Source organism: Bradyrhizobium sp. ISRA436 (genome assembly GCF_029910015.1).
In the GTDB taxonomy this organism is placed as follows: Bacteria; Pseudomonadota; Alphaproteobacteria; order Rhizobiales; family Xanthobacteraceae; genus Bradyrhizobium.
Genome location: NZ_CP094519.1, coordinates 557,550 through 574,370 on the forward strand (window position 1 = coordinate 557,550; position 16,821 = coordinate 574,370).

The 16,821-nt window shown below is 60.4% G+C and carries 11 protein-coding genes; 3 read left to right on the plus strand and 8 right to left on the minus strand.

Annotated features, from left to right (window positions below; genetic code table 11):
• Window positions 1-3: 3 nt before the first annotated feature.
• Genes cueR through MTX23_RS02655 form a run of 3 tightly spaced genes read right to left on the minus strand, consistent with a single transcriptional unit; the run spans window position 4 to window position 3,223 of the window.
• Window positions 4-486, minus strand: a complete 483-nt coding sequence (cueR, locus tag MTX23_RS02645; protein ID WP_280978344.1) for a Cu(I)-responsive transcriptional regulator — start codon at window positions 484-486, stop codon at window positions 4-6.
• 10 nt (window positions 487-496) lie between these two features.
• On the minus strand, window positions 497-2,974 hold the full coding sequence (locus MTX23_RS02650) for a heavy metal translocating P-type ATPase (RefSeq protein ID WP_280975094.1): 2,478 nt from the start codon (window positions 2,972-2,974) through the stop codon (window positions 497-499).
• A 24-nt stretch (window positions 2,975-2,998) separates the two neighbouring features.
• Entirely contained in the window at window positions 2,999-3,223 is a 225-nt protein-coding gene (locus MTX23_RS02655) for a heavy metal-associated domain-containing protein (RefSeq protein ID WP_348637541.1), read from the minus strand.
• Between the two features lie 814 nt (window positions 3,224-4,037).
• Here MTX23_RS02655 and MTX23_RS02660 point away from each other — a divergent pair.
• Complete coding sequence (locus MTX23_RS02660; protein ID WP_280975097.1) at window positions 4,038-4,601, plus strand: LemA family protein; 564 nt, start codon at window positions 4,038-4,040, stop codon at window positions 4,599-4,601.
• 364 nt (window positions 4,602-4,965) lie between these two features.
• Window positions 4,966-5,634, plus strand: coding sequence for an SCO family protein (locus MTX23_RS02665; RefSeq protein WP_280975098.1), 669 nt, complete (start codon window positions 4,966-4,968; stop codon window positions 5,632-5,634).
• An 11-nt stretch (window positions 5,635-5,645) separates the two neighbouring features.
• Here the strand turns inward: MTX23_RS02665 and MTX23_RS02670 are convergent, their stop codons facing one another.
• The 3 genes from MTX23_RS02670 to coxB are packed head-to-tail and all read right to left on the minus strand — an operon-like array spanning window position 5,646 to window position 9,274.
• Window positions 5,646-6,719 (minus strand): cytochrome c oxidase assembly protein, encoded by a 1,074-nt coding sequence (locus MTX23_RS02670; RefSeq protein ID WP_280975099.1) that lies wholly within the window; start codon window positions 6,717-6,719, stop codon window positions 5,646-5,648.
• Between the two features lie 8 nt (window positions 6,720-6,727).
• A complete protein-coding gene (ctaD, locus tag MTX23_RS02675) occupies window positions 6,728-8,338 on the minus strand; it encodes a cytochrome c oxidase subunit I (RefSeq protein ID WP_280975100.1) in 1,611 nt (536 codons plus the stop codon).
• An 18-nt stretch (window positions 8,339-8,356) separates the two neighbouring features.
• Window positions 8,357-9,274 (minus strand): cytochrome c oxidase subunit II, encoded by a 918-nt coding sequence (gene coxB / locus MTX23_RS02680; protein WP_280975101.1) that lies wholly within the window; start codon window positions 9,272-9,274, stop codon window positions 8,357-8,359.
• A gap of 928 nt (window positions 9,275-10,202) precedes the next feature.
• Here coxB and MTX23_RS02685 point away from each other — a divergent pair.
• Complete coding sequence (locus MTX23_RS02685) at window positions 10,203-10,892, plus strand: SH3 domain-containing protein (RefSeq protein ID WP_280975102.1); 690 nt, start codon at window positions 10,203-10,205, stop codon at window positions 10,890-10,892.
• Here MTX23_RS02685 and MTX23_RS02690 read toward each other — a convergent pair.
• Together MTX23_RS02690 and MTX23_RS02695 are read right to left on the minus strand one after the other, a co-directional pair.
• Window positions 10,883-13,066 carry an ABC transporter ATP-binding protein/permease gene (locus MTX23_RS02690; RefSeq protein WP_280975103.1) on the minus strand — a complete coding sequence of 728 codons (2,184 nt, stop codon included), beginning with the start codon at window positions 13,064-13,066 and terminating at the stop codon, window positions 10,883-10,885. The two genes, MTX23_RS02685 and MTX23_RS02690, sit on opposite strands and share 10 nt — an antisense overlap.
• A 676-nt stretch (window positions 13,067-13,742) precedes the next feature.
• Window positions 13,743-16,649, minus strand: coding sequence for a UPF0182 family protein (locus tag MTX23_RS02695; protein ID WP_280975104.1), 2,907 nt, complete (start codon window positions 16,647-16,649; stop codon window positions 13,743-13,745).
• Window positions 16,650-16,821: the final 172 nt, after the last annotated feature.

Consider the following 16,821-nt stretch of genomic DNA (forward strand, 5'->3'; position numbering starts at 1 on the left):
TCCCTATCTGCAATGATTCGCTCGGTTGGCGTTCGACGCTCCCGCCGCGAGAGATCGGATTCGGCGGCCTCGCGTCGACGCCGCGGCTGACAGCGCGCGGCCGGACTGAAGATCATCCAGGATCGGGCAGTCTGGCCTGTCGTCGCCCCGGCATTTTTCGGCGAGGTGCAGAAGGGCCTTCTTGATCGTTTGCAACTCGGCGATCTTGCGATCGAGATCGTCAATGTGGCGCAGCGTAAGGCGTTTCACCTCGCGACTTGGCCGCCTGCGGTCGCGGTAGAGTGCAAGGAGTTCCTCCACTTCCTGGAGCGAGAAACCAAGGCCTCTTGCGCGATTGATGAAGCGGAGGATCTCGACCTCCTTGTCGCCGTAGGCGCGATACTTGTTCTCTCCGCGCGCCGCCGGGCTGACGAGCCCCACACTTTCGTAGTAGCGGATGGTCTTCGGCGGTACGCCCGAGCGCTGCGCCGCCTGGCCGATCGTCATCGCATCCATCTTATGGTCCTCCAACTTGGGTTACCGCGGTGAGCGCCGGGTCAGATGGCTTGACAACACGCGACGCCTTGCCGACGCCAGCCGGCCGCCAGCGACGCAATAGCAGCGCGTTCGTCACCACGCTCACCGAGGACAGAGCCATCGCCGCGCCCGCGATCACTGGACTGAGCAGCCCGAAGGCGGCAAGCGGCAGGCCCACCACATTGTAGATGAAGGCCCAGAACAGGCCCTGCCCAATCTTGTTGTAGGTCGCTCGGCTCACCGAGATTGCATTCCCGACCAGCAGCGGATCGCCGCGCATCAGCGTGATTCCCGCGGTCTCCATCGCGACGTCAGCACCGGTACCCATCGCGATACCAACATCAGCTGCGGCGAGCGCCGGCGCGTCGTTGACGCCGTCCCCGACCATGCCGACTCGCCTGCCTTCCTTCTGCAGCCGCTCCACCTCGTTCGACTTCTCGCCGGGAAGAACGCCCGCGAGCACGCGGTCGATCCCGACCTGAGCCGCGGCGGCCGCAGCGGTCCGCTCGTTGTCGCCCGTCAACAAAACGGTCTCGATTCCGATATCGTGCAGGTGCCGCACGGCGTCGCTCGCCGTCGGCTTCACCGGATCGGCTACGGCAATGATACCCAGCAATTCGGCTGAGGTGGTGAGCTCGGCGACCCACATGACCGTGCGGCCTCGCTCCTCTAGGCGAGCGGCCTCGGCAACGAGCGGATCGAGGCTCACGCCGTGCTCAGCCATGAGCCGGCGATTGCCGATCACGACCCTGCGCCCGTCGACGTTGGCCGTCAGGCCAAGGCCGGTGTGGCTCTGGAAATCCACGAGTCTTGGCAGGCTCAGTCCCTTTGCTTTCGCCAACACGGCCCTGGCGAGCGGATGCTCACTGCCTGTCTGGGCCGCGGCTGCGAACGCTAGTAGTTGCGCTTCGTCGATGTCGTGACAGACGACCTCGGTGACCGCGGGCCTGCCTTCGGTGATCGTGCCGGTCTTGTCGAAGATGATCGTATCAAGCCGGTGCGTGCGCTCGAGCGCCTCGGCGTCGCGGATCAGGATGCCTGCTTTCGCCGCAGCACCCGTGCCGACCATCAGCGCAGTTGGCGTTGCGAGGCCGAGCGAGCAAGGGCAGGCGATGACCAGCACCGAAACCGCGGCAACGACGCCCGCCGTCATATCTCCGACCATCAGCCACCAGCCCAAAAAGGCCGCCAGGGCGATTGCCAGCACGATAGGCACGAAGACCGCAGCAACGCGATCGACCAAGCGCTGCACCGGCGGCTTCTTCGTTTGGGCGTGCTCCACCAAGGCGATGATCCGCGACAGGCTCGACTGTTCGCCGACCGCGCTCGCCTGAGCCCGGAGGAGACCGCTGCCGTTGATCGACCCTCCGATGATCTTGTCGCCGGCGGCCTTCGGCACCGGCAGGCTTTCACCTGTCAGCAGGCTCTCATCGACCTCGCTCCGTCCGGTCAGTACCGTGGCGTCGACTGGAATTCTTTCTCCAGGCCGCACCACCACGATCTCGCCGACGACGACATCGGCGACCGGCACCTCGATCTCGCCGCCGTCGCGCTCGATCCGCGCGCGCTCCGGGCGCAGCGACATGAGCGCCCGGACCGCGGCGGTGGTCGAGCGCTTGGCGCGCACCTCGAGCCAGCGACCGACCATGATCAAGGCGATGACCACGGCCGCCGCCTCAAAGTAGAGGTGACCGCCCGGCGGACCGGCGAGCATCAGGTAAACGCTGTAGAAATAGGCGGCGGAGGTGCCGAGCGACACCAGGAGGTCCATGTTGCCGGTGCGGGCTCGCAGGGCTCGCCATGCGCCGGCGTAAAACCGCCAGCCGACGCCGAACTGGACGGGGGTGGCGAGCGCGAACTGCAGCCATCCGGGCAGCATCATCCCGACCATCGGCAACAACAGTGGCGCGCTCAGCACGACCGCGGCGATGATCCGCCACGTCTCGCGCCGAAGCCGCCGGTCTTCGGCTGCGACGATCGCTTCATCGCGTTCGCGATCACCGGTTAGCAATTCGGCGCCGTAGCCGGCCTTCCGAACCGCAGCAACCAGATCGGATGGTCGCAAGACGCCTGCAATGCCCTCGACGGCTGCCTTCTCGCTCGCGAGGCTCACTTCCGCGTGCGTGACACCCGGCACCTGCTTGAGGGCCGCTTCAACACGCCCGGCGCAGGTGGCGCAGCTCATGTCCGAAATCGCAAGCTCGCGGGTTTCCCGTCGCACCTCGTAGCCAGCGCCCACCACGGCTTCGGTGAGGGCGACGGGGCTCACCTGGGAGCCGTCGTACTCGACATCTGTGTTCTCGCTCGCGAGGTTTACGGTTGCCGTTACGCCCGGCAACGCTGAAATCGCCTTCTCGACCCGTCCGGCGCAGGTCGCGCAGCTCATGCCTTCGATGGGCAGAACGACATGTTGTCGTTCAACGGCCGCCGATTGGGCGGTGCTCTTTGTTCGTTCCATTTGTTGCACCCACATTAAGGACGTTCAGGCTTTTGCGGCGCCGTACCCTGCGCCCTCGACTGCGGCGATCACCGGGGTGGCCGCTCCATTCACGACAGCGAGACCGAGATCGAAGTCGACGGTCGCGTTGTCCACGCCAGATACCCGTCGCAGCACTCGCTCGACTGTCCGCGCGCAACCGCTGCAAGTCATCCCTTGGATCGCGAGCGTTACGGCACCCGGGGCTCGAATATCGGCAGATCCAGTCATGGCAGGCTTTCCACATACATTCCTGTTAGGTGGAATGTGCACCTTCCAGTCGCTGGAAGGTCAAGGCGCAGGAAAGAAAAAGTAGGTGTGAGGGTTCATGACTGAGAACTCGGCATGCAACAGAGCCTGTGGCCCCTAGTCGCGGCATCCCTCTCGCAGGCGCCCCCTGAGAGCCTCGCGCGTCGGTAAACCGGACGAAGGCTGTGCCTTGACCCTCCATTTACGGGAAACACTACGTTCCAGGACGCCCGAACGTTGGGCAGAATCTCTAACGAGTGGAGGCTCGTCATGACTTCATATGGAACTCCGCGTGGAGACAGGCAGTCCAATGCCTGGCAGGATTGGGCGAACCTGATCCTGGGGCTTTGGCTCTTCGCTTCACCTTGGCTGCTGCACTTCACTGGTGCGACGGCCGCGGCTCGGAACGCTTGGATCTTCGGGGCTATCATCGCGGTCCTCGCCGCAGCGACCTTGTACGAGGTACAGAGGTGGGAGGAATGGACCAATGTTGTGCTCGGCCTTTGGGTCGCCATCTCACCCTGGCTCCTTCGCTTCAGCGGTGATCAGGTGACCATGCGGAACGCCTTGATCGTCGGTATCCTCGTTCTCTGCATAGCGGGGTGGGAGCTCTATGAGCTTCCCGCTCGGCCAAGAACTCAGCAGTGATGTGAATATGCGCACAATTTCCCCGTGCTCTTGTGAGGCCACCTCTCGAGAGCGGGGGGATCTCTTCGCATTCAGTTGAAGCATTCGGGATAGACTCCCGCTGCGCCCGCGCTACGCTATGGAGCGACAGCAGCCTGAGAGCCCTGCCATGTCCATTTCCGCATGGATCATTCTTACCCTCGTGGTGGTCGTCGTGCTGCTCGGCTTTGCGAGCTACAACCGGCTCGTCGCGATGCGCCAGCAATGTAATCAGGCTTTCGCCGATATCGACGTTCAGCTTAGGCAGCGTCACGATCTTGTCCCCAACCTCGTCGAAGCCGTGAAAGACTACGCCGGTCATGAGCGCGGCACCCTCGACGCGGTGGTGCAGGCGAGGAACGCCGCAATGGCGGCGCGAGGCTCTGCGGCAAAGGCAGAGGCCGAATCCACGCTGGGCGGTGCGTTGCGCCAATTATTCGCGTTGGCGGAGGCTTATCCGAACCTCAAGGCGAACAGCAATTTTCAGCAACTTCAGGCCGAATTGACCACTATCGAGAACAGGCTCGCGGCCGCACGCCGAGCATTCAATGCCATGGTGCAGGGATATAACAGTATGATCCAGCAACTTCCCACCGCGCTGGTTGCGCGCGTTCTTGGCTTTGCACCGCACGAATTCTTTGGCGTTGGCAATGAACGCCGAGTGGTCGACGAGGCGCCGCAAGTAAGGTTTTGAGACCTTGGGTAAACTTCGAGCGAGGGCGGTCACCAGCGCAGCAAGCGAGGCCCGTGCAGGGTGCCGATTTCGGTGCACAGGGCTATCATCAAGCCATACCAGAGTGCCACGAGGGCAGAGATTATGATGCGCATGGAGTCGCTTGCTTAACGCACGCAAATTCGAATTGCGCTTGGGTGTTGTCCCCGGCCTATGAGAACGGCGCGAAACTGAACCGCGGCCCTTGTGCGGGAGCGCCAGGTGCTTGCGAAGTTGGGCGCAAGCCCGGCCTGCGCCTCACTCGGCAGACACCTCATGGGTGGAACTCGAGCAACCCGCGGTCGTTTATGATCGCATGGCACCCCGGTTTATGATGGCACCTCGAATGACAGTTCCAACGCGCCGGACTTTCTTCCGGCTATTGGGTGCAGGAATGTGCTTTGCCGTTCTCTCCGGATGCAGCGAGAACAACGCCTCGAATACAGGATCTTCAGTCGATATCTCAGGCAGTTTGCCTCAGCTGGCCTTCACGATGCGCCGGGCCGCCGATGGTCGGGAAGTAACGGCTGCCGACTATCGTGGAAAGGTCGTTCTCCTATACTTTGGTTATACTTCCTGCCCTGACATATGCCCGATGACGCTTTTCAACCTGACGACGATGCTTGGCAAGCTCGGCACACTCGCCGATCAGATTCGCGTCCTGTTCGTCACGATCGATCCCAACCGCGACAGCCTGGACGCCTTGAAGCAGTATACAAGTTCCTTTGCGCCGCAGATTGTCGGTTTGCGGGGCACACCTGATCAGCTTGCAGCGCTTGCGAAGCGCTATCGCGTCGCCTACTCCGTCAAGCCGATTGCGGGGACTGGCGATTATGAGGTGACGCACGGCACGGGCGTCTATTTGTTCGACAGGGAAGGAAACGTGAAGCGGCTGTTCGCAGGGCTGGAAAGACCTGCGCCTCGTGACCTGAAAGCAATGACGCAGGATGTGCGCAATGTTCTCGTCGCGCCATCCGAGCGGGAATGGTTCGCACATCTCCTGCACATTTCTTGACCGGAGGTCCGTCATCCGGTCCAAAGCCTTGCTTCGATAGAGGTCGAGCAGCACAACCGATCGTGGCCGCGGCTCTCCTGCCGCGCTTCACTGTAGTGTCGCGATGCATTCAGGACCAGCATGAACGCAAGCACGCTCATCATTGCCGGCGGAATCCATATCACGAGGCCGCCGAGCGTCTGATCCGCCAAAGCACCAATCCCGGGAAATAGGCGACCGCACAGATCGTAACTGGGATAGAGGTCGCGGCGGCTGAATGCGATCAGAGCGCCGCCGAGAATCTGTGGAAACATGACGCCGATGGCGAGCATCGCCCTGACGGCAAAGGAGGTGCGGGCAGGCGGTGAGGGGCGGGGATCGAGGACAAGGCACCAAAACAGGATCCCGTCGACAACCATGCTCCAATTCATGATCGCGAATAGGCGGGGATCGAGCATGGCACGGAAATGCACCGCTGGAATCAGCCAGAAGAAGATGATGCCTACGAACAGCGTCGCAGCGAGAATCGGTTGCTGCACAAGGTTGACGGCGCGTAGTACCAGATGATGCCGCACCAACGCGCGCAGTGTCCGTGGCATGCCGTGAGCGATTGTTGTGCCCGGCCAGGAAAGTGCGATCAGCAAAGGCCCCAGATGATGCATCACGACATGCTGGATCCGATTGAGCACGAACATATGCTGGGCTGCGTACTCGAAATGCGTCTGCAGTACCGAATAGATCGCAAGCGTACCGGCTAGAAAGCCTATCCGCTGTATCGGCGAAGGCCTGTTCGGCACTTCCGTGCGGACGAGACCGCGGGCAAACCACCATATCACGAGCCAAGTGCTTACGAACTCAACCGAGGAGAAATCCCACGGCGCCCAGAGAGGCATGGCCGAGGCATGAGCGGCGCTTAGCCACCAAAAGAGAAAGGCGGTGACGATCAGCAGGGTGCCGGCCACCAGGTCGCTCCACTCGACGGCGGTGGTGCGACCGGCCGGCGGCTCCTCGCGGTTGCCGGCTCGATGCGCGTCCTTCGCTGCGTTCTCTGCAGGACGCCAAGGCGTGGTGTCTCTGTTGATCCTGTCCGTCGCGGTCATCTCCATTGAAGCGCCTAGCGAATGAGCGGCAGCGTTTCGAACGTGTGGTAGGGAGGCGGGGATGGCAAGCTCCATTCGAGTGTGGTGGCGCCGGCGCCCCAATAGTTGGCCTCATGGACGCGCCGGCCCGCGAGCAGGGTGTACGCAAACACGCCAAGACCGAAGACGAAGGAAATTGCGCCGAGATAGGCGCCAATCGAGCTGATGAAATTCCAGCCGGCAAAGGCTTGGGGATAGTCGATCACGCGGCGCGGCATGCCCTCCGCGCCTAGCATGTGCATCGGGAAGAAGGTCAGGTTGACGCTGACAAAGGTCGCCCAGAAATGGAGCTTGCCTGCCCATTCCGGATATTGCCGGCCGCTGATTTTGCCGATCCAGTAGTACAAGCCGGCGAAGAGGCCGAAGGCGGCGCCGAGTGACATGACATAGTGGAAGTGCGCGACAACATAGTAGGTATTGTGTGCGGCGACGTCGAAGCTCGCGCTGGCGAGATTGACACCGGTGACCCCGCCCACTGTAAAGACGAAAATGAAGCCAAGAGCCCACAACATCGGAGTGCGCAAGTCAAGCGAGCCTCCCCAAGTGGTGGCGATCCAGGAAAATACCTTGATGCCGGTAGGTACCGCGATGACCATTGAGGCAAACGAGAAGAAGAGTTGCGCCTCCAGGCTGATCCCGGTGACGAACATGTGGTGAGCCCAGACGATGAAGCTGATCAGTGTGATGCCCACCAGCGCAAAGACCATGCCGACATAGCCGAATATGGGCTTGCCGCTGAAGGTGGCGATGACCTGGCTGATCACGCCGAAGGCTGGAAGGATCATCATATAGACTTCCGGGTGTCCGAAGAACCAAAACAGGTTTTGAAACAGCATGGGATCGCCCCCTTCGGTGGGGTCAAAAAAAGCGGTACCAAAATTGCGGTCGACGAGAAGCATCGTGATGGCGCCGGCCAGAACCGGGATCGAGATAATCATCAGGATGGCAGTGCAAAGGATGGCCCACGGAAAGAGCGGCATCTTGAACAGATGCATCCCCGGTGCGCGCATGTTCAGGATGGTGGTGATGAAGTTGATCGAAGCTAGGATCGAAGAAGCTCCAGACAAATGGATCGACAGGATCGCCATGTCTACGGAAGGGCCCGGCTGCCCGGTGAGTGAAGCCAGGGGCGGGTAAAGAGTCCACCCGGTACCTGGGCCGCTTCCAACCAGGAGCGACGATATCAGCATGACCAGTCCGGCGATGAAGAGCCAGAAACTCAGATTGTTCAAGCGCGGGAACGCCATGTCCGGCGCGCCGATCATCAACGGCACGAAATAGTTGCCGAACCCGCCGAACATCGCAGGGATGATGACAAAGAACATCATCAAGAGGCCGTGGGCGGTCACGATCACATTGTAGAGTTGCCCGTCAGGATTGCCGGCCGCGTCCTTGAGGAATTGCACGCCGGGGGATTGCAACTCCACGCGCATGACGATGGAGAGGCCAACCGCCAGGATGCCGGCGAGCGTTGCCCCGCAAAGGTAAAGCGTGCCGATGTTCTTGTGGTTGGTGGCTTCAAGCCAGCGCTGCGCGAAGGATTCGGGCGCTTCGTTGGCAGGCTCAGGTAACGCGACCTCGGTCATGCTTAACCTCCGGCAACCTTATTCGACGCGAGCGTTTCCCCCTGCCGGCGCGGCCCCATGCACGCCCAGCAGAGACACGTTCTGCTCTTTCTGCTTTTTGACCCAGTCATCAAAGGCCTTCCTCGAAACGGCCCGGATGCCGATCGGCATGAAAGCGTGGTTCTGTCCGCAAAGCTGGGAGCACTGCCCGTAGTAATCTCCCTCTCGGTCGATCCGCGTCCAGATTTCGTTGATGCGGCCCGGGATCGCGTATTTCTGCAATCCGAGTGAGGGGACCATGAACGAATGAATGACGTCGGCTCCAGTGACCTCGATGCGGATCACTGTCCCGACCGGCAGGACCGCGTAGTTGTCGACGGCGAGAAGGCGAACACTGTTATGACCCTGTTGCGCTTTGAGCTTGGCGTCCGGCAGTATCGTGCTGGTGATGTCGAGATTGCCATTGGTTGGATATTGATATTCCCAATACCATTGGTGACCTGTGACCTTCAGTGTCATCCCGCTCGCCGGAATGACATTGTAACGATAGACCAGGCTAAACGAGGGTACGGCGATGCCCACGAGGACGAGGCCCGGAAGCACAGTCCATAGGAGCTCGAGGGGGGTGTTATGCGTCCTATCGGATGGCACGGCGTTCCTCGATTTTCGGAAACGCCAGACCGAATAAAAAAGCAGGATCGCAACCAGCGAGCAGATGGCCAGGTCGACGCTGAACAACAAGTTGTGAAACCTGAAGAGGTCTCGCCCGAACGGTGTGCCAGCGTACGGAAAATTCAATTCCCAGTCGACCGGCATGCCGAGGACCACCTTGCCGACGCCGCTTGCGTCAGCACGCTGAACCCAGTCTTGGCTCGCAACCACGCCAAACATCGAGGCGATGCCACACACCGCCAGGGTTATCACGAGGAAGACGAGACCGTTCTTCATTCTGGACATGAGTTGTCCACCTTCGGCCCCGACTAAAATTGAAAACGCTGCTGGAGACTTCTCGTGCCTATCGCGGCGCTTCACGAAGTCGTGCGGCAGAGCGAACGATTTCTCGATTGAAGACGATCCGCGTGGCGCCGCTCCAATCGTCGAGTGTGCCTCGTCCTTCGTCTAATCGAAAGCCGACGCGATGGGTGACCGCATCTTTCGCCTACACGTCCAGGCGTGGCTTTGCCGCAGTCGGTAAACCGGGGGTTGCCGTGTGCCTTCGTCCCGGTACTGAGCTGGTGTTCGAGAAGGACATTGAATGGGGTTGGCCCCTTTTCAGGTTCTTCGAGAAAAGGCAGGCGACCGGAAGGCTGGTGCGCTTTCGGCAGGTCAACCTGGGCTGGCCCGATACGCATCACGACGCTGTCGAGTTTCCGAACCCGAGGCTGGGCAAGAATTCGATCGGCTGTTGGAGCGATAGAAATCTATTTTGCGACCGCGCGGGATAGCACAGAAAGATTCTGCGGGCCGCCGCGGCACTAGCTGTGCAAAGCAACGATTTTCTACTGGTCGACGGCCACCGCGAGTACTTGCGCAGCCTCGAAACGGGCAAATCGTGTTACTCACCGCGCTGCGCCCAGGGCAAGAGGCGACAGTATTGCACGACAGTATTGCAATTGCCTGTTGACCCAGCCGCAGTTCGTCAGAAGCGGCCGATAGTGAGTGAGGCCAATGGTCCCGTCGTCGATCCGGTGCCGAGCCGATCCGGGCTAGCTGATCGCTCCGGGTGGTTCTTGTGTGGTGAATTATCGGTTTGGTGATGATCCGCATTCGTCCGTCTCGACAGTCAGACACATTGAAAATCGGTAACACCGGAACGTACGCAATTTGGCAGGGTTGTTCTTCAGGGGCGAAGCGTGTTCACGCATGAGGAAGAAGTGAGATGTGCATGATGAAACGCCTGTTGCTCGGCGTCAGCTTCGTGGCACTTTCCGCCGGAGCGGCCATGGCCGCGCCAGCGGTCGTCGAATCGAGTGTTAACCTGCGAAACGGCCCGGGAACAGAGTTCGCTGTGATCGCTACGCTGCCCGCGGGGGCCACGGTCAATGCGACCGACTGCGCCGTCGGGTGGTGCCGAGTCTCCTATGACGGAGAGGAGGGCTATGCCAGCCGAGCCTATCTCGACATCGAGACAGCCGCAGTCGAGCCGTATTATTACCCATCGTACGGGTATTACGGCTATTACGGGCCGTATGCGTACTATGAGCCATTTGCTTACGCTTTTGGGCTCCCCGACGAGGGCTTTGAATTTGGGTTCGTCGGTCACCGACACGAATTCAGACACGAGCGCGGCGAGTATCGAGAGTCGGCCGGGCCTTACCGGCTTGGCGGGACCCGCGCGTTCGCCACCCGTCAGATCGGTCATCCCATGCGTGCGTTGGGCGCTCGGCCCCAGTTCGCGGCGCATGGTTTCGCTGCGTCCCGTGGCGGCGAGCCGCACTTCGCTGCCGGTCGGATGGGCGCCATCGGCCACGCGATGCCGGGTGGATTTGGCGCGCACATGGCTAGCATGGGCCACGTCGGGGTAGGCATGCGCCATGTTGGCGGACGAGGTTTTGGCGGCGGTCATCATCGCTGACGGCCGGGTGAATCGCTCCGCGGGGCGTTCATGACCTTGCCGGATGCGGTGTCCACGGAATCACCCTCAGCGGCATCGCGAAGGATAAAGTCGCCATCGGCGGACCGCATCGCCAGATGCCGCTGATGCAGCCGGACAACCGCCGAGCGATGTCCGATGGATACGATGGTCGAGTTCGGCAGCCGACGAGCCAGGACGGCGTAGAGTTTGGCCTCCAGCTTCTCATCCACGGCGGACGTCGATTCGTCCAGGAAGAGCCAGTCCGGCCGCATCAATAGTGCGCGTGCGATGGCCACGCGCTGCTGCTCGCCGCTCGACAATTGTTGTGACCAGACTTCCTCGCGGTCAAGCTGATCGACGAGATTGGGGAGATGGGCCTCGACCAGCGCGCTGCGGATGTCATCGTCCGAGTAGCTGCCGGGCAGCGCCGGATAGCTGACGGCCGCGCGCAACGTGCCGATGGGAAGGTAGGGCTTCGGCGGCACGACCATCGCGTTTGTGCCATCGGGACCGCTGATGCGGCCTTCGCCGTAGGGCCATATTCCCGCAATTGCGCGAAACAATGTCGACTTGCCGGATCCTGATGGACCGGAAATAGCCACGCTTTCACTGCCCGCCAATTCGAGATGGCCAGTCCTAACGACAGGCCGTCCGTCCGGCAGCAAGAGCTCGACGCCGTCAAGGACGATCTTGCGCTCGCCGTCGGCGCTTGCGACGTGGGCCGGTCCTGCGCCCTTGAGCGCTTGCGCTTGTTCGATCGCGACGTCGAATGAGGTCAGACGATCGACTACCGACTTGAACGCCGCCAGATAGGTGTAATAGGTCACAAAGAAGGTCAACGCCGTCGCCACATGGCCGAACGCTTGCGCGGTTTGCGTCATCACACCGAGTTCGATCTTGCCGGCAAAATAGAACGGCGCTGTGAAGACGAAAGGGATGATCGGTGAGAGCTGGCCGAACGTGGCTGTAAATGCCGTGACTCTCATGAGACGAAAGATGACGGCCAGGTAGTTTGCGATAAGCGCGGAGAAGCGATGCCCGACCGCGTTGTTCTCTGCCATCTCTCCGCCCAAGAGTGCGACCTGCTCGGTGTATTCGCGAAGTCGAGCAAGCGAAAACCGGAAATCAGCTTCCCTGTGCTGGCGCTCGAAGTAGAGGCCGATCAGAGGCCGGCCGATAAGATGGGTGATGAGCGTTCCGCAGGTCGCGTAGATCAGGGCGACCCAGAACAGAAAGCCGGGAACAATGATGTTTGTGCCCGGGAGCGTGAACGCTTTCGACAGGCCCCATAACACGACGGCAAAGGAAACGAATGAGCTGACGGTCGATACGAGCAGAATGGAAAAATCGTAGATGCCGTAGGCCGTGACCGACCCGTCGGAGCCGCCGTTGATGAAGCGGAAAATATCCTCGGCAATGCGCTGGTCGGGATTGTCGGTCTGGCCGGCGACGAGGCTGATCCTGTAATGATTGTGGTGGGTCAGCCAACGCGATACGAAATGGTCCGTCAACCAGCGCCGCCAGCGGATGACCAGCATCGAGCGCATGAAGAACTCGACAACCGCCATCGTTACGTATGTGAAAGCCCAAGGCGTGAAGACGAGCAACAGCTGTTGCCAGAACACTGCCGCATTGCGGGTTTGTATGGCGTCGAACCAGGCGCGGTTGAAGAAGTTCAGCCGAATGAGGATACCCACCTCCGCCTGGTTCAGAAGCACGAGGGCAACAACGAGGGCGACGGCGACGCGCCGCTCGGGCGCATTGAAAGGGCGAAACGGCCAGACACGCGCCGGCGCCAGTTCGGCGGCATTGAAATAGCGGTCGGCGATCTGCATGATCTGGCGCACCGTTCCGAGCTGCGCCACGACGTAGACGATGATCGAGAAAATCGCCAACGTCAGCGGCAGCGTGTCAGGCGGCAGATAGTGGGCATACGGGGCGGGCCACAAGCCGCCCTGACCGGCAATCACGACGAGTCCAGTAATCATCGTCTCGGTCGAGAAGATGCCGACGAAGACCTTGAGAAAGGCCGATATCCCGGTCGAACGGAAAGTTGTCAAAGCGCTGATCAGGACCACCGCAGCGAGAAGCGCATCGGGAGGAGATTGTTCAATTGCGGATTGAAGCAGCGCGATAAGGCCAGTCAGGGCGAGGCCGACGCTCAATGGTTTCATGGAGGTTTTTCCAAGTCCTCGATGCCAGCGCCTGATCAGTTGGCATTGCCGCTTCGCTGATCAGTGTTGCCTTGATCTCCCGCGACCCCCGGCTCGGTTGGTTGCGCAAACAGGCTTGTTGTACCGCGCTCCGGTCGTCCGTTCGTGCGGCATCGCCTGTCGCTGTCGTTTTCTTCTCGCGAGAACAAACGGTCCAACCAAAGGTTCCCCGCGGATCGCGTGGTCCGCCAGGCATGACATGGAATTAATGGAACCTTTCGTCCGTGATCCCCTGACTGCAGCACGAGTGCGGTGGCACGTCGTGCTCAACGACAATCGGCCTGGGGCGGGAGTTTTGTAGAGGAGATCAGTCTCCTTGATGGATCGCGACAGAATGGTGTTGTGGCGCATCACAGCCAAGCTTCCGCGCTTGTCCGACAATACTATGATCGAGATACGGAACGCCGCCTCAGCCGTTGCACTTGTCGATTCCAGAAGATCGGTCGACGTCACCTTCAGTGTGGTATGCGTCTCAGGCACGACGAACGGAACGTCTCCTCACCCCTGGCCACGCGAGCACTACCCGAAGGCTCTGCCGTCTCGCCAGAGCCCTGGCGATCTCTGTTCGCGATGACATCGTCCATGATGTTAAAGCGCTCGACTAGGCAAATTGTTTACGCCCGCCGATGCGCCACACTCAATTTGATGTTGTCGATAGTTGGCGATCGAGCACGCCCATCGCCTTGCCGAACTCCTCCCAGTTGCCTTGCTGCAATGCCTTCTTTGCTTGGTCCAAGGCCTTTCTGGCCTGATCGATGCTCATTTGCTTCCGCCCGTTTCCGCTTTGACCCGTCGTCAGCGCTGGCCCTGTCGCCGACTGTTGCGGCCTGAAAAGCTCGACGAGCGCCGCATCAAGTGTCGGCGCCATCGTCACCTTGCCGTCGGCTGCGACGATGACGCGCTTGAGCTGCGGAAAGGGAATACCCGTGGCCGTCAGGTAAATCGGCTCCACGTAGAGAAATGAGTTCTCGACCGGAGTGACGATTTGCCTACCGCGAATAACATGTGAGCCGCGCTGGTCCCACAGGGAGAGTTGTCGGGAAATGTTGGTATTCTGGTCGATCATGGCCTCGACCTGGCTCGGTCCGTAGATGAGCTTTTCTTTCGGCAACAGGAAGACGATGATCTTTCCATAGTCGGGAAAGTCGCATTTTGCTGCCATCCACGCGATCATGTTGTCGCGGCCCGGCGGAGTGAACGGAGTCATGAGCAGATACTCGAGCCTCTCGCTGCCGGGCAACTTCATCAGGACATAGTACGGCTGCATGAAATGCGTCTCGCCCTCGTAGTGCTCGTTCGGAAACTGCCAGAGGTCCTCCTGATTGTAGAAAACCTGAGGATCCGTCATGTGGAAGAGCCTGTATTGGTCGGCTTGGATCGCGAACAGGCCTTGGGGATAACGCAAATGGCTCTTCAGGTCTCCCGAGAGCTTCGAGAGGTCGGCGAACACGCCCGGGAATGCGCGACGATAGACGGCCAGTATCGGGTCTGCAGGATCCATCGCGTAGAATCGGACCGTGCCATTATACATGTCGATCACAACCTTCACTGAGTTCCTGATGTAATTCAGACCGCTGGTCAGCTCGGTGTCGGCCTCTGCGGCAGTCGTTGGAGGCGGGACCATGTGGCCGCCCGGATTGACCGCGAAGCCTCTCCTTGCCTCGACGTGACTCTGCTGCACGGGCGCGCGCGAAGGATTTGAATACGGGAAATAGTCGGAAACCGTATAGGCGTCCTCAATCCAGTACAGCTTGCCATCGCTGACCACGGGATAGGGGTCGTCGTCAAAACGCAGAAACGGGGCTATCTGCGCAACTCGCTCGCGGACGCGGCGCCAGATCTGAATACGGCTCTCCGGGTTTAGATAGGACGTCAAGAGAATGTTGACGTCGCCCTGAGTCCAGGCAAACAGCGCTCGCTTCCAAAAATTGTCCAGCGGAACGCCCCCGCTGCCTGCGTAGCTGGTGTAGACGTTGTCGTCGCCCTTCGGATAGTCGAATTCCTTCACGCGAGTGGCGACAATTCGATATCCCCGCATTGATTTGCCGTAATAGATTTCCGGCCGTGTGACCTGCAATCCGAAATCTGATCGCGCCGGTATATTGTCGAGGATGTATTGCGGGACACCGTCTCCCGCGATCTTCGAAACGAAGTTCATGACGACGCCGTTGCCGTGCGTGAACTGCAGCCGTTCATTGACCCAGGTTTGAGCTTTTGAAGGGAGCTTTGACGACAATTCCCTGGTCGAAAGCATGACCTGGTGGTAACCGTCCGCGAGGCGATAGCGGTCTGTACTGACGTTGTAGAACTTGTAATAGAGGCGGATCGCCTGGGTCTGCTGATAGGTCTGGAGCAGAGGACGATCATCCCATAGCCGAATGTTGCCGGTTGTATCCTGATTCCTGGCAATTGCCGCAGACGTCAAATCCGCGAGGGCCGGATAAGAGGCGTCCTTGACCTTCTCGAGCCCGTAGGCTGTCCGGGTAAACGCAATGGATCTTTTGAGATAAGGGGTCTCGAGCGCTAACTCGTTGGGTTGAACGACATAGTGCTGAACAACGGCCGGCAGCAACAGGACGCTGAGCGAATACAGGACAACATATGCGACGGTGCCCGTCGTGATGGTACGCATTTGCGGTCGAAACAGGCTGATTGCCAGCAGCAAGCAGGATGCGATCGAGACGCCCAGCATGAACATTAGCGCGATCCGGGTGACATGATCGGCGGCATAACCCGCTCCGTAGACGACTCCCAGCGTCGAATAGACCAAATTGTAGCGGTCGAGATAGAACTCCCAGCCGGCGAGTGCGACCAGAACTAGGAGCAGTGCAGACGTGTGCCTGATCGCGCTTCGGGTGGTATGCGATGTGAGGTCGCCGCCGATCGCCTGAAACGACGAGCCGATAATATAGACCCCGACGACCGCAGCGAGCGTGACGAAAGCCAGATAGCCGAGAAAATGCTGCTCCAGTTCGTAGAAGGGCAGGTGGAAAAGATAGAAGCCGATATCGATGCCAAACAGAGGATCGCGCAATCCGTAGTCGCCGCCGTAGCGAAAGCGCAGGTAGGTGTCCCAATTCGAGCTGAAGGCGAGGGCGAAGGCCCAGGCGACGATACCGCTGGTCCCGATTTCAGCCGCCCGCAGCCAGGCGAGCCCGTACTGCTGGGTGCGCACGTTGCGGGTCGCAGTCCCCCAAGGGCCGCCAAGGTCCTCGGTCGGGAATCCGCCGTGCAAAAGAAAGGCGCTGCGGATCGCCTGTCGAAGGTTGGACCAGAAGAACAGGAAGGCGAACACAAAGCCAAGGAAGAACATCCCCCATTGGACCGAGAGCAGGGTCCGGAAGATTTCGAGATAGCCGAGTTGTCGCATCCACAGCCATTTCTGGAGATAGGCCGGGACTTCGAGCAGGATCGCTCCTATCAGGATGGCTAAAACAAGATACAACGCCCATCGTCGGGGCGATCCTTGGGGTGCGAGGCCGGTGTCCCGGTTTCTCGGCGGTTTGGACCAGCGCCATTCCAGGCGCACCGGCTCTGTGGCCATTTTCGATCACTTCATCTGGCGGGACCAATCAGGCTGACGAAACCGAACTTTGGGTGGCGACATCCCAGGATCACGTGCACCTTTGACCGTCTGGGATCGCGAGCGACGCTCTCTCCCTTGCGCGCAATAGGTCGAGCGCAAAAGATGGAGTCACTCGCAGCAGGCTCGCCAA

Bases quoted from the DNA above. Each gene is read 5' to 3' on its own strand.
- MTX23_RS02665 (WP_280975098.1), top strand. From the start codon at position 4,966: ATGACAGTTCCAACGCGCCGGACTTTCTTCCGGCTATTGGGTGCAGGA.
- MTX23_RS02690 (WP_280975103.1), bottom strand. From the start codon at position 13,066: ATGAAACCATTGAGCGTCGGCCTCGCCCTGACTGGCCTTATCGCGCTG.
- ctaD (WP_280975100.1), bottom strand. From the start codon at position 8,338: ATGACCGAGGTCGCGTTACCTGAGCCTGCCAACGAAGCGCCCGAATCC.
- MTX23_RS02660 (WP_280975097.1), top strand. From the start codon at position 4,038: ATGTCCATTTCCGCATGGATCATTCTTACCCTCGTGGTGGTCGTCGTG.
- coxB (WP_280975101.1), bottom strand. From the start codon at position 9,274: ATGTCCAGAATGAAGAACGGTCTCGTCTTCCTCGTGATAACCCTGGCG.
- MTX23_RS02650 (WP_280975094.1), bottom strand. From the start codon at position 2,974: ATGGAACGAACAAAGAGCACCGCCCAATCGGCGGCCGTTGAACGACAA.
- cueR (WP_280978344.1), bottom strand. From the start codon at position 486: ATGACGATCGGCCAGGCGGCGCAGCGCTCGGGCGTACCGCCGAAGACC.
- MTX23_RS02670 (WP_280975099.1), bottom strand. From the start codon at position 6,719: ATGGAGATGACCGCGACGGACAGGATCAACAGAGACACCACGCCTTGG.
- MTX23_RS02695 (WP_280975104.1), bottom strand. From the start codon at position 16,649: ATGGCCACAGAGCCGGTGCGCCTGGAATGGCGCTGGTCCAAACCGCCG.
- MTX23_RS02655 (WP_348637541.1), bottom strand. From the start codon at position 3,223: ATGACTGGATCTGCCGATATTCGAGCCCCGGGTGCCGTAACGCTCGCG.
- MTX23_RS02685 (WP_280975102.1), top strand. From the start codon at position 10,203: ATGATGAAACGCCTGTTGCTCGGCGTCAGCTTCGTGGCACTTTCCGCC.